This is a genomic window from Brenneria sp. L4-2C (assembly GCF_040240335.1).
In the GTDB taxonomy this organism is placed as follows: Bacteria; Pseudomonadota; Gammaproteobacteria; order Enterobacterales; family Enterobacteriaceae; genus Brenneria.
In genome coordinates this window covers 70119-91768 of sequence record NZ_JBEIAC010000008.1, presented here as the reverse complement: position 1 = coordinate 91768, position 21650 = coordinate 70119, and the positions used below count along the sequence as shown (strand labels likewise).

The window sequence follows — 21650 nt, the reverse complement described above, 5'->3', positions numbered from 1 at the left end:
GGCGCAACATTGCGGCGGACTCCGTCCGTGATCGATGCTCACAGCAAAAGGCTATGGTTTTGCTGTGCGGCCATGAGGAGGTTTTCTTCGCTTTTGCCCGCAGGCCAACTGAAGATCTCGTGGGTTTCGCCGCCGCCGTTGCGCCATGGGCTGACCGGAAGAGCGGCAAAGTTGAAATGCCGCCAGCCCTTCATGCCGCATCCTCCGCGAGCGGATCGGCTGGCGCAGGAAATCAGCCGCCGCGTCCGCGATGTCATTCGCCATGTTCGCCAGTACCTGATACGCTTGCTCAAGCGTCACGGCGGCAAGTATTCCGGCAGAATCGGCGTTCGGATGCACATCGTGCGCCCAGCCTTGAGCGAGTAAGTCATATGAAGCAAAATAAGCAGGCATGACAGCATTCCTGGTCAGCAAGGAGAAACATAAATGGGATTTTATGACGACAATGACAACACCTCTATCCGACTTGTCTATACATATACATGCGCCTGATTGCGCTGTAGACTTGCAATAACCCTTTTTATCAATTTAGTTTTCCGTCACGCACTTTCCGTCCGTTTTCTGCTGGAGGACACGCGGGCGTTCAGGGAATTTTTTGAAATACCTGTGAATATTCATAGAGCGAGGTAAAAGACATGTCGGAGTCCACACCACTTTCGCAAAATGGTGCTGCGCACCAGGGCGTGTCCCGGCAGACATTGTCCGAACTGTCTGCCGCGATGAGCGCTGCCCCCGCGCCAATTTATCAGCGTGTGAAGCAGGCGATCGTTGGCCAGATCCGCGCAGGTGTCTGGAGACCGCATCAGCGCGTGCCTTCGGAAAGCGAACTGGTAAACGAACTGGGCGTCAGCCGTATGACCATCAACCGCGCACTGCGTGAACTGACCAGCGAAGGTTTTCTGATCCGTATGCAGGGCGTCGGTACGTTTGTTGCCGAAGCCAAGGCTTACACGCCTATGCTGGAAGTGCATAACATCGCCGATGAAATCGCCCAGCGCGGCCATCGTCATGACAGTCAGATTCTGGTTTGCGAAGCGCGCTCCGCAGATGCCGATCAGGCATTGCAATTGGGGATCGCTACCGGCGACACGCTGTTCTATTCGCAGATTGTGCATTACGAAAATAACGTACCGGTGCAGATCGAAGATCGTTTCGTGAATCCAGCAACCGCGCCGGACTACCTGCGACAGGTAATGAAAAAACAGACGCCCTATGCCTATCTGATGGAGATTGCGCCCCTGACCGCGGGTGAACACCGCGTAGAGGCGATCAGCGCCAGTGATGAGCAGCGCGAGTTGCTGCACCTGAACGAGCATGAGCCTTGCCTCCTGATCCATCGCCGCACCTGGAGCGGCAGCCGTGTGGTGACCTCCGCGCGCCTGATTTATCCAGGCTCCCGCTATCAGTTGTTTGGGCGGTTCACCAGCCACGGCTGATGTTTTTCTCCTGCCTACCCCAATCGCGGCCTGAAAAGGCCGTATCCCCCGGTTTACATTTTGCCGGATGTTTCGTAATAAGAAAAAACTATCGCTGGCCGCCTTGCTGGTTTGTCGGTTATGCGATAGGTTGACTTTAGTTGTCTATACAAGATGAATTCAGCCTGGAGTCCGTCATGCCGGTCGCGTTATCCCCTCAGTTTTCCGCAGCGTTGCCTTCCCGCTGTGACAGCATATGGCGAGGCGCCACGCTTGTGACCATGCAGGACGGGCATTACAACCTGATCGAAAACGGTGCGATTGCCGTTACCGACGGTAAAATCGTCTGGCTCGGCAGCGCGGCGGATTGCCCGGCGTTCCCCGGCGCACGGTTGCATGAATTCGACGGCGGGATCATCACGCCGGGATTTATCGATTGCCATACGCATCTGGTTTTTGGTGGCGACCGCAGCGCGGAGTTTGAACAGCGACTGAACGGCGTGAGTTATGCGGAAATCGCAGCGGCAGGCGGCGGAATTTTATCGACGGTTAATGCGACTCGTGAGGCAACCGAAGACCAATTGCTGGCTCAGGCGTTATTTCGGCTGCAACCGCTGCTGGCCGAAGGCGTGACCTGTGTTGAGATTAAATCCGGCTACGGGCTGAGCGTGGAAAACGAGCTCAAGATGCTGCGGGTGATCCGTCGGCTGGGCGCTATGCTGCCGGTTGAAGTGAAATCCACCTGTCTTGCCGCGCATGCTGTGCCGCCTGAATTCAACGGGGACGCTGATGAATATATACAGCTGATTTGCGAGACATTGTTGCCTGTCGTCGCCAGAGAAAAACTGGCGGATGCGGTTGATGCATTTTGCGAACATCTGGCCTTCTCGCCTGAACAGGTTGAGCGGGTTTTCAATGCGGCACAAGCGTTAGGTTTACCCGTTAAATTGCACGCGGAACAACTTTCCTCCCTGCATGGCAGCGCACTGGCCGCGCGGCATCACGCGTTATCGGCCGATCATCTGGAGTATGCGACCGAAGAAGACGCCAAAGCGATGGCTGCCGGCGGCACCGTCGCTGTTTTACTGCCGGGAGCCTATTATTTGCTGCGGGAAACACAGTATCCGCCGGTCAATCATTTCCGCCGGCATAAAGTGCCGATGGCATTGGCCAGTGATGCCAATCCAGGCACCTCTCCCGCGCTTTCACTACGCCTGATGCTCAATATGAGCTGTACGCTGTTTCGTCTGACGCCCGAGGAAGCGCTGGCCGGGATCACCTGTCACGGTGCGCGTGCGCTCGGTTTACAGGACTCCCACGGTACGCTGGAAGCCGGGAAAGTTGCTGATTTTATTCACTGGCCGTTGTCGCGTCCGGCTGAACTGGCTTACTGGTTGGGCGGTCAGTTGCCCTGTACCGTTATCTATCGTGGAGAAGTTCGAGGCGCCGTTCGTTCATGAACCCGCTGACATCCAACATTACTGCGAACCTTGTCATTTCTCCGCCGGCACAGTATTTCTTATGCCGGCACACGCCTGACAGCGGAAGTCAGGCGTGTGCCGGCAGTCTGAACGATGCGCGCTCCCGCTTTCAGATACTGATTGGCTGAACCCGCAACGGTACGGTTTTCCCCCGCGCTCGTTTGTTGCCGATTAGCGATAAAACTCCGATACCTGATCAAAGATACGCATTTCATCGCCGTGACGGCGTACCTGAAGCACATCCTCTAACTTTTCTACCTGACTGATCATCTGTTGCAGTCGCTGATCGTCCTGCACCAGCAGCCAGATCCGGCTTTCATCGCCGCCGGGCAGCGGCATACATAAGATGCCTTCAACGTTAAACGCCCGACGGGCGAATAACCCGCATACATGAGACATCACGCCGGGATGGTTGCGTACCGATAGCTCCAGCGTCACCTGGGTTGAAGTAGATTGATTCGGCATGGTATTAGTCTCCAATCATATCGATATTGGCGGCGCCCGGCGGCACCATCGGATAAACTTTTTCATTCGCATCGATGAGTACATGGATCAACGCGGGACCGGGGCGATTCAACGCTTCAGACAGCGCGGCGCGCGGATCTTCCGCGGCATTCAGATCGCAGGCGGCAAAACCGAAACCGGCGGCGATGGCCAGAAAGTTGGTGCGGTAGGGATAATCGGCCGCAAAGATGCGCTGCTGGAAGAACAGCTCTTGTTGTTGATGCACCAGACCAAGAGACTGGTTGTTCATCAGAATGATTTTAACGTTCAGCCCGGCTTCCGCGGCGGTCGCCATTTCCTGAATATTCATCATCAGGCTGCCGTCGCCGGAAAAGCAAACCACGGTGCGTTCCGGTTCGGCCAGCGCGGCGCCAATGGCGGCGGGCAAGCCGAAGCCCATGGTTCCCAGCCCGCCGGAGGTCAGCCATTGGCGCGGCCGGCGCAACGGATAGGATTGCGCGACCCACATCTGATGCTGGCCGACGTCGGTGGCGATCACCGCGTCATCGGTCAACGCCTGCGCGGTAGCCCGTATCAGACCGTAATGGCTCAACGGGTTGTCTGCGTCCGGCATGCTGAAAGGAAACTCGCGCTGTAACGCGCAGACCGCATCACGCCAGCCTGTGCGCTGTCGGGGCGCGATCAACGGCAGTAATTGATCCAGCGCCTGTGCGACATCCGCATTCAGCGCGACGTGCGGTTGCCGGATTTTACCCAGTTCGGCCGGATCGATATCAATGTGGATAATACTGGCCTGCGGGCAGAACTGTTCGGCCTTGCCAATCGCCCGGTCATCAAAGCGGGCGCCCAGCACAATCAACAAATCCGCCTGCTGTAAGATCAGATTGGTTGATCGCGCCGCGTGCATGCCCAACATGCCCAGCGACAGCGGATGATCGGCCGGCATGGCGCCGAGCGCCATCAGCGTCATGGTGGTGGGCAAGCCGGCGCGCTCCGCTAACCGGATCGCCTGCTCATGCGCCGATGCATTGATGATGCCGCCGCCCAGGTAGAGCACCGGACGCTGCGCTGCGTTAATCATTGCCGCGGCTTGTTCGATTTTCCCTGTGTCGATAGTCGGCGGCGCGGTGTGCTGAGCGATCGCCGGAAGTTCAGCCAGCTCGATTTCTGCGGTTTGCACGTCTTTGGGAATATCAATCCATACCGGGCCGGGGCGGCCTGACTCGGCAATACGAAAGGCTTCAGGAATGACGCGCGGTAAATCTCTGATATCCCGTACCAGATAGTTATGTTTGGTCACCGGGATGGAAATACCGTAGGTATCCACTTCCTGAAAGGCATCGGTGCCGATCATGCAGGAAGAGACCTGTCCGGTGATGCAGACCAGCGGGATCGAGTCGAGTTTGGCGTCGGCGATGGCGGTCAGCAGGTTGGTGGCGCCTGGCCCGCTGGACGCCAGACACACCGCGGCGCGTCCGCTGGTTCGCGCCATCCCTTGCGCCATAAAGCCGGCGCCCTGTTCATGTCGGGCCAGCACATGACGAATGGTTTTACTCTGGCCGAGGGCATCATAAAGCGGCAGGGCGGCGCCGCCGGGAATACCCGCCACTGTCGTGATGCCCTGCCGTTCAATCAGCCGAACGATCAACTGAGCTCCTGTATAACGCATGATCATATCCTTCATCAGAGCCGGTGCGGGTAGCGGAGCGGGGAGGGTAGAAACAAGAAACCCCGCTCGGCTTGCGCCGGCGGGGTTTGGGAATCTTTGCTTTGATTCGGACCCGTTACGGCGCGCTGCCGACGACCACCACGACCACGCGCACGACGACGACCGCGTCGACATGCGCGGTGCTTAGTAGTGCTGAAGTGGAGGATGGGTGTCTCATGGGGATCCGGTTAATTATTTGATAACCGCTTTATATAAACATGACTTGTGAAAAAGACACAACCCCCATAGGGGATAAAAAGTGAAAATTTATGCTGGATCACACTTGCTGACCGTCGCGTGAGAATGAAAAAACGCGCTGGGATGAGGCATGACGCCTAAATACTGAGTAAGAGAAAAGGCAATGGGCTGCGAGGGAATGCGTTAGCTATGGGCTTATGCGCGATTCCACATAAGCCCATAGCGGTTAATTGCAGACGTTAATCATCAGTTTTTCGCTTTCCCCTTTTTGCCATTGGTCGTGGACTTGGACTCATCAGCCTGTTTAGCCGCACTGGCGGCGATATCGCCGTAGGCGCGACCGTAGTAGGTATCCAACAGGATCTGCTTCAGTTCGGAGATTAACGGATAGCGCGGGTTGGCGCCGGTACACTGGTCGTCGAACGCATCCTCGGACAGTTTATCCACTTTGGCCAGGAAATCCGCTTCCTGCACGCCGAAGTCGCGAATGCTGGCCGGCACATCCAGCGCCGCTTTGGTTTCTTCCAGCCAGGCCAACAGTTTGTCAATTTTCTGACCTACATCGTCGCCGGGCGCGCTGAGGGCAAGATAATCGGCGATTTCCGCATAGCGTTTGCGAGCCTGCGGATAACCGTATTGGCTGAAGGTCGCCTGTTTGGTCGGCTTATCGGTCGCGTTATAGCGAATGACGTTGCAAATCAGCATGGCGTTGGCCAACCCGTGCGGAATATGGAATTCCGAGCCCAGCTTATGCGCCATGGAGTGGCACACGCCCAGGAAGGCATTGGCGAAGGCGATGCCGGCGATAGTCGCCGCATTATGCACTCGCTCGCGCGCCACCGGGTTTTTCGCGCCTTGCTGATAACTGGTGACCAGATTGCCGTGCAGCAGTTTCAGCGCCTGCAAGGCTTGCCCGTCGCTGAATTCATTGGCCAGCACCGACACATAGGCTTCCGTTGCATGGGTGACGGCATCCAGACCGCCGAATGCGCACAGCGATTTCGGCATACTCATCACCAGATCGGCATCCACAATCGCCATATCCGGCGTCAAGGCATAGTCCGCCAGCGGATATTTTATCCCGGCGACATCATCGGTCACGACCGCGAACGGCGTGACTTCGGAACCGGTGCCGGAGGTGGTGGGAATGCAGATCATCCGCGCTTTGACGCCCATTTTCGGGAACGTGTGGATACGCTTGCGGATATCCATAAAGCGCAGCGCCAGATCCTCGAAGCGGGTTTCCGGGTGCTCATACATCACCCACATCAGTTTGGCCGCATCCATCGGCGAGCCGCCGCCCAGCGCGATGATCACGTCCGGATTGAAGGCGTTTACCTGCTCCGTCCCCTTACGCACGATGCTCAGCGTCGGGTCGGCTTCCACTTCGAAGAAGACTTCGGTGGCGACGCCGTGTTTTTTCAGACGCGAGATCACCTGATCGGCATAGCCGTTGTTGAACAGGAAGCGGTCGGTGACGATAAATACGCGTTTCGCGCCATCGCGCACCACTTCGGCCAGTGCGACGGGAAGCGATCCGCGCCGGAAATAGATGGATTTGGGAAGTTTATGCCACAACATATTTTCCGCTCGCTTGGCTACGGTTTTTATATTGAGAAGGTGCTTCGGCCCCACGTTTTCCGATACGGAGTTGCCGCCCCAGGAGCCGCAGCCCAGTGTCAGAGAAGGCACCAGCTTGAAGTTGTACAGATCGCCGATACCGCCGTAGGAGGTCGGCGAGTTGATCAGTACGCGGGAGGTTTTCATTCTTTCGCCGAAATAGAGCACGCGATGGGAATTATTATCCTGATCGGTATACAGACAGCTGGTGTGGCCGATGCCCTCCATATTGAGCAGTTTTTCGGCGATATCGACCGCTTCGCCGAAATTTTGCGCCTGATACAGCGCCAGCGTGGGGGACAGTTTTTCGTGGGCGAAGGGCTCGGATTCGTCAGCCTTGGATACTTCGCCGATCAGCACCTTGGTATCCGGCGGGACGCTGATGCCGGCCATCTCGGCGATTTTCACCGCTGACTGGCCGACGATGGCGGCATTCAACCCGCCGTTTTTCCTCAGGATATTCCCCACGGCGGCCAGCTCTTGCCCTTGCAGAATATAGCCGCCTTGAGCGATGAAATTCTCACGAACTTCGTCATAAATGCTTTTGACGACGATGGCGGACTGCTCGGATGAACAGATCATGCCGTTATCGAAGGTTTTCGACATCAGAATGGAGGCCACGAAGCGTTTGACGTCGGCGCTTTCATCCACCACCACCGGCGTGTTGCCGGGGCCGACGCCCAGAGCGGGTTTCCCGGAGCTGTAGGCCGCCTTCACCATGCCCGGTCCGCCGGTGGCGAGAACCAGGTTGATGTCCGGATGGTGCATCAACTGGTTGGTCAGCTCGATGGTGGGTTCGGCAACCCAGCCGATGATGTCCGCCGGGGCGCCGGCGGCGACCGCGGCCTGTAGGACGATCTCCACCGCTTTGTTGGTGGCGTTTTTCGCGCGCGGGTGCGGCGAAAAAATGATGCCGTTACGCGTTTTCAGGCTGATCAGCGCTTTGAAAATCGCGGTGGAGGTTGGGTTGGTGGTGGGGACGATGCCGCAGATCAGACCGACGGGGGCGGCGATGGTAATGGTGCCGTAGGCGTCGTCTTCCGACAGAATGCCGCAGGTCTTCTCGTTTTTGTAAGCGTTGTAGATGTATTCGGAGGCGAAGTGGTTTTTGGTCACTTTGTCTTCCACGACGCCCATACCCGATTCCTCAACCGCCATTTTCGCCAGCGGAATGCGTGCGGCGGCGGCGGCGAGCGCGGCGGCGTGGAAGATGTTATCCACCTGTTCCTGCGTGTAATCGGCATAAATGCGTTGGGCCTTTTTCACCCGGGCAACCAAGGAATCAAGATCATCAATTTGTGTAACGGCCATGGTGGTCTCCAATTTAGCAATATATCGTGCCAGGGGCTTTCCCTGAATAAGGCGACAAGAGTCCATGAGGCTGATAACAACGTACCGCATACTCTTGCCAGGGCTCTTGCTTCCACCTCTACGGCATAGGCTTGGAAACGCATGCCGAGAGAAATATATTCCGTATCAAATTGGTGACTTTGATTGAGATTGATAACAACGATATGGCTGGCGATGCTGTTGACTGACGACTCTTTATTTTGAGCGGTAATTAACAATAGCAGGCTTATTATTTCAATGTTGCTATTGCGAATAGCCATGACATCAGAGAAAAACAGATCTTTTATTATCAATCTCTATCAAAGTAATTGTTGTTTTTGTGTTAATTAAAATTAATTTTTATGTAAAAAATAAGTTGTAAGTAATACTGATGCGATGTGGTTAAATTTCCCCTAAGGCAATAAAAAATAATGAAAACAGGATCGGTAATATAAGGGCGACACGATGTTTCTTTTGATTTCCTCCTATAAATAAATAGTAAAATCAAATAGATATTTGTTTTTTAACAAAAAATAATATTTCATTGCTATTATTTGTGACAGCGCTCTCATTAGTGCCGTAAGTAATATTTATGTTACCAATATTGATTATTTAGTAGCTTATTTTATTTTCTGTCTTGTTTCACGCATCAATTCAATTTTTTTCCCAGAATAACCGGATAGATCACAGTATGGCGCGAGCTGTGACGCGCCATGTCACAAAATATTCCCGTTATACATTCCTGAGCGCCATGCTTTAGCGTGAATGCTGAGAATAGTTATGCCGGAAATAAATAATAAACGGGTTAATTTGTCAGGCGACTGTCGCTAATGCAGCCGTTATTCACGGTTATTGCCCGGCTGGCGATATAGTTGGCATCGTCCAGGTTGTGCGACACCATCAGCAGCGTCAGTTGACGTTCATCGCAGATTTTCTCCAGCAGTTGCAGCATTTCCTGCCGTAGTGCGGGATCGAGCGCGGAAAAGGGTTCATCCAGCAGCAAAATTGGTTGGCGGCGTACAAGACAGCGCGCCAGCGCGGCGCGCTGGCGTTGGCCGCCGGACACTTGCGACGGCAGACGGTTGAGGAGTTCGGTGAGTCCGACCTGTTGGGCAATCTCTTGCAGCGTTTCACGCTGTCCGGCATTAAGCCGCAGGCCGGGGTGCAGTCCCAGCGCGATATTTTTTTCCAGCGTCAGGTGGGGAAAGAGATTGTTTTCCTGGAACAGGATGGAGACCGGTCGTTTCGACGGCGGCGTATGGCGGTGATCTTGCCCATTCAGGCGTAACTCGCCGCTGTCGGCGATCAAAAAACCGGCGATCAGATTCAGCAAGGTGCTTTTCCCGGCGCCGCTGGGGCCAAGTATCGCGATACGTTCCCCAGCCTGAACGTTTAAGTCAAAGCGCATGGGAAAGTCTTGATAGAGATAGGTCAGTTTATCGAGAAAGATCATCGCGATCCGCCAGTTTTTCAATGAGGGTGAACAGCGTAAAGCAGAGCAACATCAGTAGCAATGCGGTGACGGCGCCGTCAACGCTGCGATAGGCGCCAATCTGCTGATAAAGATAAAAAGGCAAGGTGCGGAACTGTTCATTGCCGAACAGGGCGATGACGCCAAAATCGCCGATAGACAGCACGCTGGCAAACGCCAGCGCCTGAACCAGCGGCTGTTTCAGCGCTCGTAACTCAATGATTTTTAACCGTTGCCACCCGCGAAGATCCAGCGACAGACAGAGTCGGTTATAGCGTTCGGCGACGTCCAGCATGGGGTTTTCCAGCACTTTGAGCGCATAAGGAATGGCCATCAGCGCGTTGGTCATCACCACCAACCCATAAGGCGACGTCGGCAACCCGATGGTATTGTTCAGCAACAGGAAAAAACCGGTCGCCAGCACGATACCGGGCATGGCGAGGATCAGCATGCCGCTCAGGTTCATCAACTGACCATAAAACTGTCGCTGACGCAGCTTAAGCTCCCGGCTGCTCCACAGCAGCATCATCGTCAGGATGACGCAAATGACGCCTGCCGCCAGCGCGATACGCAGCGAGGTGAATAAGGTTTGCCACAGCGCGGGCTGTTGCAATACCGCGAACAGGGAAGGATTCACCCCGTCGACCACCACGGCCAGCAGCGGCGGTACGATCAGGAGTAACGCCGCGCCGATCAGCAGGCTATCGCATACCCGGCTGAACAGACTATCCTGCGGGTTGCGCCACGCCAGTTGCTGCGTGCCGCCAACCGGCAGAACCCTCCCCAGACGCTGACTCAGCAGCACCAACCCCAGACAGCACGTCATCTGAATCAGCGCCAGCAGCGCGGCGCGCGACGGATCATAGTCAAAGCTCAGCGCCTGATAAATCGCTAACTCGATGGTGGTCGCCCTCGGGCCTCCGCCCAGGGATAACACGGTGGCGAAACTGGCGAAGCAGAGCATAAAAATGAGTGAGGACACCGGCAGGATCTGCCGGCGCAGCGAGGGCCATTCGACGATGCGAAAGTGCTGCCAGCCGTTCATGCCCAACTGGGCGGCCAGTTGACGCTGCTCGGTGGCGATGCCCTCCAGCGATTGCAGCAGCAGACGGGTCGCCAGCGGCAGGTTAAAGAAAATATGCGCCAGTAGAATGCCCTGTAGTCCATAAGGGGAAAAAGGGTACGGCAGGCCAACGATCTCCAGTAGATGCGCCAGCCATCCCTGACGACCATATACGCTCAGCAGGCCGAAAACCGCCACCAGCACCGGCAGCACCAGCGTCATGGCGCACAGGCGTAAGAGCAGACGATGGCCGGGAAAGCGCCGGCGATAAAGCGCTCTGGCCAGAAAAATCGCCGGGACGGTGGAGAGCAGGGCAGATAACAACGCCTGCCAGAAAGTGAAGCGGACGACATGCCACAAATAGCTGTCATGCCAGAGGGTTTGCCACTGGCTTTCCGGCGCCTGTAGCCATAAGGCGCCGAAAGCCAGCGTCGCCACCGTAATGAGCAGGGCTGCGGCCAGTCCTCCCGGCCACAGACTGCCGGCACTCAGCGGCTGACCGCGCGCTGCCATTCCTGGATCCAGTTATTGCGCTGTTCTGCCACCTGTTGCGTGCTGTATTGCAACGCTTTGGCGGGAATGGCGATATTGGCGAACCCGGCCGGCAGATCGGTTTTGATCGCCGGATACATCCAGTTCGTGGTGGGGATCGCCTGCTGGAAGGCGGGGGTCAGGATGAACTGCATAAAGCGTTTCGCCAGCGCCGGATTCTTGCTGGCGGCAAGCTGTCCGGCGATTTCAATTTGCAGATAATGCCCTTCGCTGAAATCCGCCGCCGCGTAATTGTCTTTCTTCTCTTCAATGATGTGGTATGCCGGAGAAGTGGTATAGCTGAGCACCAGATCGGCTTCGCCTTTCAGGAACAACCCATAGGCTTCGCTCCAGCCTTTGGTCACGGTGACCGTTTTTTTAGCCAGCTTTTGCCATGCCTGCGGCGCCTGCTCGCCGTACACGTTCTGCATCCATAGCAGCAGGCCCAATCCCGGCGTGCTGGTGCGCGGATCCTGATAAATCACTTTCCAGGGTTCAGGGCCGTCGACCAGTTCATGCAGGCTTTTGGGCGGATTTTTCAACCGGTCTTTATTGTAGACGAAGGCGAAGTAGCCGTAGTCGTAAGGGATAAACGTCGCATTGTCCCAGCCGCCGGGGACATCAACGACGGCCTGGGTATCCAGGTTATGTTTGGTGAATAACCCGGTCTGTTCCGCCGCCTGCAACAGGTTGTTATCCAGCCCCAGAATGATATCCGCCTTGCTGTTTTTCCCTTCCATGCGCAGGCGGTTCAGCAGTGCGGCGCCATCGGCGAGCGCGACAAAATTCAGCTCGCATTCGCACTCTTTTTCAAAGGCGGTTTTAATGACCGGTCCGGGTCCCCACTCCGAGGCGAAAGAATCATAGGTATAAACCGTCAGCGCCGGCTTGGCGAACGAGGAAGCCGACACCAGCAACAGGCAGGGCAGGATTTTTTTCAATATTGACGTTGAACGCGGGAACCGCGATTGTTTGCGTAATGCGATATTTAACACTTTGCACTCCTGTCGTCATAGGGTGGCAAAGGTCTTTGAGTCAGCGATGAGCACTCTCAAATCCCTTCGCCGGTATTAACCGGATCAGGTTCGACGGGTATTTTCTCAGCGAAAAACGAGTCGCACAGGCGTTAAACGTTTTCCGCACCCCGCTGAGAACGCTCTATTGTAAAGACTTATAGATAGTTGTGAAAGCAAGAAGCCTAGTTTTCCGGCGGCGCGAACCAGGCGGATTTGAAGTCGAACCAGCCTAAGGTATTCATGCGGATGCCGCGCATACTGCGTTGCCCCTCAAGTTGCAGCCAGTTGTGAAACAACGGATGCAACTCGCTGTCGCTGACCAGTTTTTCACTCCATTCGGCCATGGGCAGCGCCTTGTTGCGCCACAGGGCGGCATCCTGCAACAGATTTTCATTAAGGCAATGTTGTATCAGCGGTTGTTCGTAAAACAGGGCGAACAGCGAGAACTCCAGCGGTAGATAACAGTTGTTGCTGCTTAGCCAGATGTCGCTTTCCGCTTCGCCGCGGTACCATTCTTGGTAACCGACCGTCTGTAAATCGAGTTGAACGCCCTGTTCCGCCAGCACCTTTTTCATGAGGCCGCCGATCACCTTGTATTCAGGATGTTCCCGGTAGATTGTCAGGGTAATCCGCTTCAGATCGTCGGGTTTATCCTGGGGTTCGATATGGTTCCGGTGATGCCAGCGCGGCAGCAGACCATAAGCCGGCGACCAGTCTCGCTGGTGCGAAAGATCCGCATAACGCAGCAGGGCTATGGGATTGAATATCTGACACAGCCAGCGGCGCACGGCCAATTGGCCGGCCTGCGCCGAACGCCTGTCGAACAGCAGGAAATAACAACCTTCCTCCATGCGGCTTTCCAACTGATTATGGGACGAATCATCTGATTCCAGATGCAGGGAGTAGGGGTACATCTCGGTCGCGTCGGGAATCACCCAGATATTGACTTCATCAATCAGCGCCCGATAACCGAAATAGTCATCAAATGCTTTTATTTTCAATTGATTATCATTATTTCGCGTGACTGCGTACGGACCCGTGCCGACAGGATTTTGGGCGAAATCAGGCAGGGTGCGCCACTCTTCCGGCAAAATCATCGCCGACACGCTGCCAAGCAACCACGGCAACCAGTCGTCGGAACTGGTCAGTCGGACATCGATCACAAACGGCATGGGGGAGGTCACCTTGTCGATATGTGCAAACAGCGGGGACTCGGCGAGCCGGGTGAGCGAGGTAATGACGTCCGTCATCGCGAGTTCCCGACCATGGTGGAAACGAATGGAAGGGCGCAGATAAAAGCGCCAGTGCAACGGCGACAACATTTGCCAGTGATGGGCTAAATCAGGTTTTAGTTCCCCGTTTTCCTCATTTATGTTGGTCAGTCCGCTGAATATCTGACGGACAATGTGCATTTCCGAGCGACGCAGGGCCGATCCCGGCAGCAGATTACGCAGCGGACGATAATAAAGAATACGCAGAATGTGTTTGCCCTGACGAAAACTGCGGCCAAGGTGCGAAAGCAGCATCTGTCGTACGGTCGCTTTATCGCCCACCAGTTGCACGAGTTGATCGATGCGGTCCTGTTCCAGCAGGTCTTCAGCCCGCTGCTGTTGCAGCGCCAGCCCGGTATAGATGAAGGTAAGCCGCGAACGCTTGCTCCGTCCGGCTTCCGCCTGCCAGATAAGCCATCCCTGTTTTTGCATCGCCCCGAGCAGCGAGCGGATATGGCGGCGGGAACAGCTTAATACTCCTGCCAGCTCTTGCAGCGTCGTTTCGGTGGTTTGCCCTTGATAGCGCTGCCACAGGCGAATGAACTGTTGTTGCAGACGAGATGAAGACATAAAAGAGGAACTCCCCGCGCTAAAGTCATCAATTTATCTTTCCTTATATTACGTTGATACTTTTATGCAATGAAAGCGGGGAGGTGGATTATGAAAGTTTCGTCATTGTATCGGTTCTATCAAGCCTATCTTGCTGCGGGCAAATCTAAATGGTTAAGCGGGATATCGGCTCAACAGCGGCTGGCGTTATTGCAGCAGGCGACGCAGTGGCAAATCGAGGAAATGCCGGAAGATGCCTATCGGCACTGGATTTAAGGGTAAGTCGCCGAGCGGTAAGTGATGGTTAAAGAATAATTCTGAGTAATGGTGCATTTCACCAGCCAGCGGATCTTCCGCTGGTTTTTTTTATGCTTGTTCAATAAAGCGCGGTCAGCGGCAATACATACGCATCCAACGCGTTGCTGTCATTAAGCAACGCGCTGAAATTATGGCGGAATCGACAGCCGTCCCGCCGCCTACTCGACGGCTTCCCCGCGCGCGTAGGCGGCGGCCCGGGCGAGCTGCTCGTCGGTTGGACGTATGCCGGTGTACAGCACAAACTGTTCCAGCGCCTGTAGCGCGATCACTTCCGCCCCGGTAATCACCTGCTTGCCTTTTTGCCGCGCATAACGGATCAAGGGGGTTTCCGCCGGCAAAGCCACCACGTCGAATACGATTTTCGCGGCATCGATGATGGCGGGTTCAAACGGCAACTGTTCGGATTCCTCTCCCCCCGCCATACCGATAGGCGTCACGTTGATTATCATCTCCACCGGTAAAACGCCCACTTCGGGTTGCCAGGTATAGCCATATTGTGTCGCCAGCGCTTTGCCTGTGGCTTCATTACGGGCAATGATGTATCCGTTTTTGAATCCCGCATCGCGTAGCGCCGCGGTGACCGCCTTTGCCATGCCGCCGCTGCCGCGTAGAGCAAAGGTTGTCGCTGGCGGCACCTGGTGTTGATCCAAGAGTTTTGCGATGGCGATATAGTCGGTGTTGTAGGCGCGAAGGAAACCATCGTCATTGACGATGGTGTTTACCGATTCAATCGCTTTGGCGGAAGTATCCAACTGGTCTAAAAAAGGGATACAGCGCTCTTTGAACGGCATGGACACGGCGCAACCACGGATTCCCAATGCCCGCACGCCGCCCACCGCCGCCTGTATATCTTTTGTGGTAAAGGCCTTGTAGATAAAATTCAGGCCCAGTTCCTGATACAGATAGTTATGGAACCGGGTGCCGAAATTGCCGGGACGCCCCGACAATGACATGCACAGTTGAGTATCTTTGTTAATTTCACGACTCATGGGGATTCCTCAGTACATTGACAGGCATCTATGCCTTTCAGCCTACGCCCAATAGCGGCGGATTCAGATGGCTGGCGCCTGATTGAGCACAAAATCTTCCGCGGCTTTCGACCACAGACCGTCATTTTCGCGCAGCAACACCTGCAATTGCCGGGTAAATTCCGTTTCCTGCTGTGCCTGAGCTAACGTCCTCAGGCTAAGCAGCGGAAGGGATTTCCCGGTATAGACCAACTTTTTTCCGCCAATAATTTGTGGAAGATTCAGCGTGGTTTCCGCCGCAGCATTCAGACCCAGTATATGAGAAACCACTTTGCTGACATCGATCTTTTTACCCTCAATGAGTTTCACCGCGGCGCGCATGTCTGCGGTATTGCCGCCGGACGTGCCGACATAATGGGTAAATGCATAGTGCATATCGTAAAAGTTAATGGGCGCGCTGAATGATTTGTCCTGTGGGCCGGCGAAGAAATTCATACAGCCGTCGGGGGCCAGCAGCGAAGAGGCGAGGGCGACCAATTCCTCAGACGGCACGAAGACAAAGATGTCGTCATAGCCAGCGCCCTCGGTCAAACCAAGCAGATAACCGCGTTGATCCGCTAAGGTTTTCACATTGATGTAGTTCACCTGCGTATTATTATCGGCGGGATACAGATGTTCGGCATAACGGACCTTTTCTTCATGGCGATCGGTTACTACCAGACGCCGTGGCTGGATTGGGCCGTGCAGCGCATAGTCGATCGCCAGCAGCCCCATTGGTCCGGTGCCGCCCAGAATCAGTAGATTGCCTCCCGGTTTGATGCCCATCGTGTGATCATAGCCGCCGGCGGTCAGGTGATAATTGGCGTTGAATGCGCCAATGACGCATGACAGCGGTTCAACCAGAGAGCCTTCGAAGTAGCTGTCGCCTTGATAAGCCAGCAGGCAATCCTGCGCCATCACCTCATTGGGGATCAGTACGTGTGTCGCTTCTCCGCCGATATAGGGAAAGGAATAGCCCGGACAGTCCGGGCGATCCGGTAGTTGCAGATTGGCCTGGATAACATAGCGGCTGCCGGGCTTGAATTTGTGCTGCCATTTTTTACCGACGCGCAGGATATCGCCGCAGAATTCATGGCCGATGATAATCGGGTTTTCCGCCACGTTATCCGGCACCTTTTTATGGTTAGCCCCCTGATTGGCCTCTTTCCAGGAAGAGAGGCAAATACTGTCGGTGACGACGGTCGCTAAAATTTCGTCGTCAGCCATTTCCGGTAATTCAAATTGCTCCAGACGCAGGTCGTTTTTACCATACAGGCGCAGTGCGGTCGTTTTCATCATGTCCTCATCATCGAAGGTGAAAGATTAAGAAAGAATGCCGAGCCAGTAGCCGAAAATGCCAAGCCCAAACAGCGAGAAAATCAGCCAGATCGGGTTTATCTTGCGTTTCAGCAAGCGCATCATCAGTAGCGTCAGCCCTAGCGCCAACAAGCCGGGACACAGTTGGTCGAGGATGTTCTGTACCGTCATCACGACCGGTTGGCCTTGTGGGTCGGGCGTTTCGGATACCACCAGCGGCACGTTGATGGTGGTCCACTTGGTGACCAATACGCCCATAATGAACAGGCCGAGGATTGAAGCGCCTTCCGTCAGTTTTTGCAGCAGGTTGCCCGCCATGTCCTTGACGATATCTACCCCTTTGCTAAAACCGTATTGCAGACCAAACCATTTCAACGCCAGCCGCACCAGATTGAAGATCAGGAAGAACAGTATCGGCCCCATGACGTTGCCGCCGAGCGCCAACGAAGCGCCCAGCGCGGCGGTGATTGGCCGTAGCGTACCCCACACCAGCGGATCGCCGACCCCGGCCAGCGGCCCCATCAGGCCGACCTTCAGGCTATTGATTGCGCCCTCATCAATGTCGGCGCCGTTGGCGCGCGACTCTTCCATCGCGGCCGTTACGCCCAGTACCGGGCCGACCACCGCAGGCGTGGTGTTGAAAAACACCAGATGGCGTTTCATCGCCGCGATCTGATCCTCTTTTAACGGATACAGACGTTTGATGGCCGGGATCATGTCGTAACAAAAACCCAGACCGTGAATGCGTTCGTAGTTAAACGACGCCTGTTGCAGGTTCGATCTGAGGAACATTTTGAATAGATCGGCGCGGGTTAAGCGTTTTGGTGAATTTTCCATCATCGTTCTCCTAATCTTCCAGTTCGTCTAAGCGCTGGTTGTGTTCCTGCGGGGCGCGGCGTGCTGGCTGGTAGTTCGGATTCAGTTGGATGTAAATCAGCGCGATAATCAGGCCGACGCCGCCGAAGGCCAGCAGGCTGAAATTGAGGTAGCCGCCGGCCAGGAACCCGAGGAAGAAAAACGGCATCAGGTATTTGACGCCCATCATGTTCAATACCATGGCGTAACCCACCACCACGATGAACCCGCCGGCAATTTGCAGACCGCGCGTCACGACTTCCGGGATGGCGCTCAGCATCTGGCTGACCATATCGGCGCTGACGAATATCGAGACAAACAGCACCGGAATGGCGACCCGTAGCGCTTGTACGCCCAGCGCGGAGACGTGCAGCAGATCGACCATGGCGAAGTTGGCTTTTTCCGCCGCTTTGTCGGCGGCATGCTGGAAAATGACGGTAATAGTCCGGGCGAACACCGTCAGCACCTGTCCGGCCGCCGCTACCGGCAGCGCAATGGCGATACCGGTGGGGATGCTTTGGTGGCCGACGACGACCAGAATGGTGGAAATGATACTGGCGAGCGCGGAATCCGGTGATTGCGCCGCGCCGATGTTCATCCAGCCCAGCGCAATCAGTTCCAGCGTGCCGCCGAGGATCACGCCGGACGTCATGTCGCCCAGAATTAATCCGGTGACGGTGCAGGCGATCAACGGGCGGTGCGTCTGGAATTCATCCAATACGCTGCCCATTCCGGCAATACAGGCAAAAATAAATATCAGGATAATTTGTACGATGCTTATTTCCATGATGGTGCGCCTTACTTATTTTGTGTAAAACAACCCCATGTTTCATGCGAGGACATGAAACGCTGTCGGTGATGAAATAAAGCGTTTGGTTAAGCGTTAACTGAATTCAACGGCGTTAATCTTATTAATAAAATCTATCGGCGGGTCGGAAATGACGACGCGTAAATCCAATTCAACCCCGGCGGATGCCAATTGCTGAAAAGCATCAACATCCTGTTTATCCAGCGAGACGGCTTTGGTTAACTGTGTTTTGCCGATACGATAAGCCATACCGCCGATATTTATTTTTTTAATTTTTACGCCGGCATTAACCATGCGCAGTACGTCGTTCGGATTGGTAAATAAATAAAATACCGTATCGTTGGCATATTTTTCGTTGTGATAAACGGCCACGGCTTTTTCAATATTCACCACGTTAACTTTGATCCCCGGAGGAGCCGCTTGTTTTAATAACGTTTTGCGTAGCTCATCGTGATAAACATCGTCGTTGCAGATCATGATGCGTTCCGCCTTCGCCTCTTTGGCCCAAACGGTGGTGACCTGACCGTGGATTAGGCGATCGTCGATTCTGGCTAATTTAATGATCATTGGAAATCCGCCTCTTCTTCTTCACAGGTGTGCAGATCGCGCAAAGAGCAGACGCACGCCTTGCCGATCTCCGTTAGATGTACGGCCAACTGTCTGGCGCTCATTTCCTGCTGGTTGTCGGCTATCTCCAGGCACAGCGGCAGAGAGATGCCGGTAATCACTTCCAACTGCGGATTTTTCAGCGCCAGCATCGCGGCGGCGTTGTATGGGCTGCCGCCAAATAGATCGACGGCAATCAGCCACGGCTGCGGCGGCAACTGCGCCATGATTTGCTGCATGTTGCGCATGATGTCATCGGCATTTTGCCCTTTACTGAAGATCAGCGGGTGGATCGGCCCGGTTGCGCCGTACACCATATTGACCGAATCAAGTAGCGCAGGGGCCAGCTTGCCATGGGCGCATAAGATCACGGGAGTGGTCATCTTCAGCCTCCTAACCGCGGATTTTGCCGCCGGCGAGGCAGTCGCATGCATCCGTGACGATAATCATTATTTGAACAGTCCTGCATATTCTTGCTCCTCATTATTGGTTGGTTGTTTTTCGGCAAGGGGAGGCCGTAAACGACGAGTCGCCGTTTAAAATCGTTATTTTTCTTTGGTTCTGTTATGGCGTAATAGTTAGCAGTTTTTCCGCCGTCTCCTTGGTTGTAACCAGACAATTAATATAGCCGCCGTTAATGGCGCCGATAATGCCGGACAACTTTTCATAGGAATGCGCTACGCCTATGGCGTAATTGGCGCGTTTAATTTTATCCAGCGTAATATTGATGGTTTTCTCGGAAAGATAAGTCGTGATGCCTTTTCCGTCCGAGTCGTAAAAACGGGAGCATATGTCTCCGGCAACCAGTGCTGTATTAACGTGTTCAATAACATCGCTGCCATAAAAAGCGCGCCAGATAGAATGTCCAGTAATATTGGGCGAGCCAATGCCGAAAACGGCAATATCCAGTTTGTCCCAATATTCGGAAATAGCGCGATAATGCTGTGATTCCATGATGCCGTCGCGAATCAGTTTCTGCTCAAGAATAGCTGGAAAATCAATCAGCTTTGATTCTGCCCGCATCTTGCTTGCCGCGCTGTAAACGATGGTATTGACGTGGTAGCGGCTTTCCAACTTGCCGGATGGGCCGCCGACCATCGGCACGCAGGTGACGGTTTTTTTGCCGCAGCCGTCGGCCATCTGGTCTACGACCGCTGCCAGCGCGCTGCCCCATGAGAAGCCGATCACATCACGATCTTCAATAATGCCATTGAGAAAATTGGCGCACAGTAACCCCATGCTATTGAGTTGTTCCTGCATCGACTGCCCGGCATCCACCGGGGATACAATGGCTTCTTTTAGTCCAAATCGCTGTTTTAACCGTTGTTCCAACAGCAGCGTTTCATTGAACTGGTAATTGATGGCGATAGTAACAATGCCTTGCTGACGGATCTTTTTCAGCATCCGGCTGATGGTGGTGCGATAAATGCCGAGCGATTTCGCGATCTGCGACTGGGTCAAATCCTGCTCATAATACATTTGTGCAATTTTGATCAGCAAACGCAGGTCGTCATTGTTCTCCATTGGCCACCCCAGTATATTTGCACATTTGTGCAGGCGTTAATCGGCTATTTCTGATTTGATATAATCATGTTCATATCAGCCTGTCAAAATGTCGACTGGCGATAAATTTGTTTTTTCTGGTTTTATTTACCAATAAATTTTATTTACAAAGCATTAAATAACGCACAGTTGTGCATTATTGGCTATTTAATTGATATAGCTTACGTTTGTGGCGCGCGGTTTATTTTGCACGAGTGAGCGGAAATCGGTAGCTCGTCACATTTTTATTTTCGTAAAAATAAAATTTTGCACATTTGTGCAAATTAAGGAAAGGCGGTAGAGGCAGTCGAAATATATTGATTACCGCATTTGACGATCGATCTGCCAGGATGGCGTTATTTCCGATCTTAATCGCCAGATAAAGGCAAAAAAACGCAGCGCTTCCTCGGGGAAGCGCTGCGTTTACGTGATGTGGGAAATACCGAGTCCGGTATTTCCGGTAGTCATCAATGCAGGAAAGAGGGCTGATTCTTTTCGTAATCGGCGATTGCCGCCTCGTGCTGCAATGTCAGGCCGATGTTGTCCAGACCGTTGAGCATGCAGTGACGGCGGAAGCTGTCGATTTCAAACGGATAGCTTTTGCCGCCGGCCAATACGGTCTGCTTTTCCAGATCGACGGTGAAGGTGATGCCTTCTTCGCCGTCGACCAGCTTGAACAACGTATCGACGTCCGCTTCGCTCAATCGGACCGGCAGCAGCTGGTTGTTGAGCGCGTTGCCGTAAAAGATATCGGCAAAGCTCGGCGCAATCACCACCTGAAAACCGTAATCGGTCAGCGCCCAGGGGGCGTGTTCGCGTGAAGAACCACAGCCGAAGTTTTCCCGCGCCAGCAGAATGCTGGCGCCTTTATAGCGCGGTTTGTTCAGCACAAAATCAGGGTTGGGCTGCTGGCCGGACTCGTCCAGAAAACGCCAGTCGTTGAACAGGTGCTGGCCGAAACCGGTACGCGTCACCTTTTGCAGAAACTGCTTGGGAATGATCGCGTCGGTATCAACGTTAGCGGCGTCCAGAGGAACCACCAGACCTGTATGTTGGGTAAATTTAGCCATGTCGGTTTCT

20 protein-coding genes, 1 pseudogene and 1 riboswitch are annotated in these 21650 nt (G+C 54.4%); of the genes and pseudogenes, 4 read left to right on the top strand and 17 right to left on the bottom strand.

What is annotated here, in order from left to right:
- Nucleotides 1–86: 86 nt before the first annotated feature.
- Nucleotides 87–194: pseudogene (locus ABRZ26_RS13490) on the bottom strand (HutD/Ves family protein); the annotation flags it as partial.
- Between ABRZ26_RS13490 and ABRZ26_RS13485 the strand changes: the two are divergent.
- From ABRZ26_RS13485 to hutI, 3 genes are all read left to right on the top strand, one after another.
- Complete coding sequence (locus ABRZ26_RS13485) at nucleotides 193–366, top strand: hypothetical protein (protein WP_319604652.1); 174 nt, start codon at nucleotides 193–195, stop codon at nucleotides 364–366. The pseudogene ABRZ26_RS13490 and the gene ABRZ26_RS13485 overlap by 2 nt on opposite strands.
- A gap of 269 nt (nucleotides 367–635) precedes the next feature.
- Nucleotides 636–1436, top strand: a complete 801-nt coding sequence (hutC, locus tag ABRZ26_RS13480) for a histidine utilization transcriptional repressor HutC (protein WP_319604651.1) — start codon at nucleotides 636–638, stop codon at nucleotides 1434–1436.
- A 176-nt stretch (nucleotides 1437–1612) separates the two neighbouring features.
- Complete coding sequence (hutI, locus tag ABRZ26_RS13475; protein WP_319604776.1) at nucleotides 1613–2875, top strand: imidazolonepropionase; 1263 nt, start codon at nucleotides 1613–1615, stop codon at nucleotides 2873–2875.
- A gap of 192 nt (nucleotides 2876–3067) precedes the next feature.
- Here the strand turns inward: hutI and ilvN are convergent, their stop codons facing one another.
- From ilvN to sgrR, 8 genes are all read right to left on the bottom strand, one after another.
- Entirely contained in the window at nucleotides 3068–3361 is a 294-nt protein-coding gene (ilvN, locus tag ABRZ26_RS13470) for an acetolactate synthase small subunit (RefSeq protein ID WP_319604650.1), read from the bottom strand.
- Nucleotides 3362–3365: 4 nt separating this feature from the next.
- Nucleotides 3366–5030 (bottom strand): acetolactate synthase large subunit, encoded by a 1665-nt coding sequence (gene ilvB, locus ABRZ26_RS13465; RefSeq protein WP_319604649.1) that lies wholly within the window; start codon nucleotides 5028–5030, stop codon nucleotides 3366–3368.
- 115 nt (nucleotides 5031–5145) lie between these two features.
- Nucleotides 5146–5247 carry an ilvB operon leader peptide IvbL gene (gene ivbL, locus ABRZ26_RS13460; RefSeq protein ID WP_319604648.1) on the bottom strand — a complete coding sequence of 34 codons (102 nt, stop codon included), beginning with the start codon at nucleotides 5245–5247 and terminating at the stop codon, nucleotides 5146–5148.
- Nucleotides 5248–5513: 266 nt separating this feature from the next.
- The gene (gene adhE / locus ABRZ26_RS13455) at nucleotides 5514–8198 is read right to left on the bottom strand and encodes a bifunctional acetaldehyde-CoA/alcohol dehydrogenase (protein ID WP_319604647.1); all 2685 of its coding nucleotides are present in this window, start codon (nucleotides 8196–8198) and stop codon (nucleotides 5514–5516) included.
- Between the two features lie 823 nt (nucleotides 8199–9021).
- Nucleotides 9022–9669, bottom strand: coding sequence for a thiamine ABC transporter ATP-binding protein ThiQ (gene thiQ, locus ABRZ26_RS13450; RefSeq protein ID WP_319604646.1), 648 nt, complete (start codon nucleotides 9667–9669; stop codon nucleotides 9022–9024).
- A complete protein-coding gene (gene thiP / locus ABRZ26_RS13445) occupies nucleotides 9653–11263 on the bottom strand; it encodes a thiamine/thiamine pyrophosphate ABC transporter permease ThiP (RefSeq protein ID WP_319604645.1) in 1611 nt (536 codons plus the stop codon). The genes thiQ and thiP overlap by 17 nt, the downstream gene beginning before the upstream one ends.
- Nucleotides 11239–12225, bottom strand: coding sequence for a thiamine ABC transporter substrate binding subunit (gene thiB, locus ABRZ26_RS13440; protein WP_319604775.1), 987 nt, complete (start codon nucleotides 12223–12225; stop codon nucleotides 11239–11241). Before thiB ends, thiP begins: the two co-directional genes overlap by 25 nt.
- A gap of 94 nt (nucleotides 12226–12319) precedes the next feature.
- A riboswitch (TPP riboswitch) is annotated at nucleotides 12320–12438 on the bottom strand.
- Between the two features lie 41 nt (nucleotides 12439–12479).
- Nucleotides 12480–14138: an HTH-type transcriptional regulator SgrR gene (gene sgrR / locus ABRZ26_RS13435; protein WP_319604644.1), complete on the bottom strand. Its 1659-nt coding sequence runs from the start codon at nucleotides 14136–14138 to the stop codon at nucleotides 12480–12482.
- A 90-nt stretch (nucleotides 14139–14228) separates the two neighbouring features.
- Between sgrR and sgrT the strand changes: the two genes are divergently transcribed.
- Entirely contained in the window at nucleotides 14229–14393 is a 165-nt protein-coding gene (gene sgrT / locus ABRZ26_RS13430) for a glucose uptake inhibitor SgrT (protein WP_319604643.1), read from the top strand.
- A 200-nt stretch (nucleotides 14394–14593) separates the two neighbouring features.
- Here the strand turns inward: sgrT and ABRZ26_RS13425 are convergent, their stop codons facing one another.
- The 8 genes from ABRZ26_RS13425 to leuD form a co-directional block, all read right to left on the bottom strand.
- Entirely contained in the window at nucleotides 14594–15424 is an 831-nt protein-coding gene (locus ABRZ26_RS13425) for a shikimate 5-dehydrogenase (RefSeq protein ID WP_319604642.1), read from the bottom strand.
- Between the two features lie 63 nt (nucleotides 15425–15487).
- On the bottom strand, nucleotides 15488–16741 hold the full coding sequence (locus tag ABRZ26_RS13420) for a zinc-binding dehydrogenase (protein ID WP_319604641.1): 1254 nt from the start codon (nucleotides 16739–16741) through the stop codon (nucleotides 15488–15490).
- A gap of 24 nt (nucleotides 16742–16765) precedes the next feature.
- Entirely contained in the window at nucleotides 16766–17596 is an 831-nt protein-coding gene (locus ABRZ26_RS13415; RefSeq protein WP_319604774.1) for a PTS system mannose/fructose/sorbose family transporter subunit IID, read from the bottom strand.
- Nucleotides 17597–17606: 10 nt separating this feature from the next.
- Nucleotides 17607–18401: a PTS mannose/fructose/sorbose transporter subunit IIC gene (locus tag ABRZ26_RS13410; RefSeq protein WP_319604640.1), complete on the bottom strand. Its 795-nt coding sequence runs from the start codon at nucleotides 18399–18401 to the stop codon at nucleotides 17607–17609.
- A gap of 96 nt (nucleotides 18402–18497) precedes the next feature.
- Entirely contained in the window at nucleotides 18498–18989 is a 492-nt protein-coding gene (locus ABRZ26_RS13405; RefSeq protein ID WP_319604639.1) for a PTS sugar transporter subunit IIB, read from the bottom strand.
- The gene (locus ABRZ26_RS13400) at nucleotides 18986–19411 is read right to left on the bottom strand and encodes a PTS sugar transporter subunit IIA (RefSeq protein ID WP_319604638.1); all 426 of its coding nucleotides are present in this window, start codon (nucleotides 19409–19411) and stop codon (nucleotides 18986–18988) included. Before ABRZ26_RS13400 ends, ABRZ26_RS13405 begins: the two co-directional genes overlap by 4 nt.
- Nucleotides 19412–19592: 181 nt before the next feature.
- A complete protein-coding gene (locus ABRZ26_RS13395; RefSeq protein WP_319604637.1) occupies nucleotides 19593–20552 on the bottom strand; it encodes a sugar-binding transcriptional regulator in 960 nt (319 codons plus the stop codon).
- Nucleotides 20553–21037: 485 nt separating this feature from the next.
- Nucleotides 21038–21640, bottom strand: a complete 603-nt coding sequence (leuD, locus tag ABRZ26_RS13390) for a 3-isopropylmalate dehydratase small subunit (RefSeq protein ID WP_319604636.1) — start codon at nucleotides 21638–21640, stop codon at nucleotides 21038–21040.
- Between the last annotated feature and the right edge of the window lie 10 nt (nucleotides 21641–21650).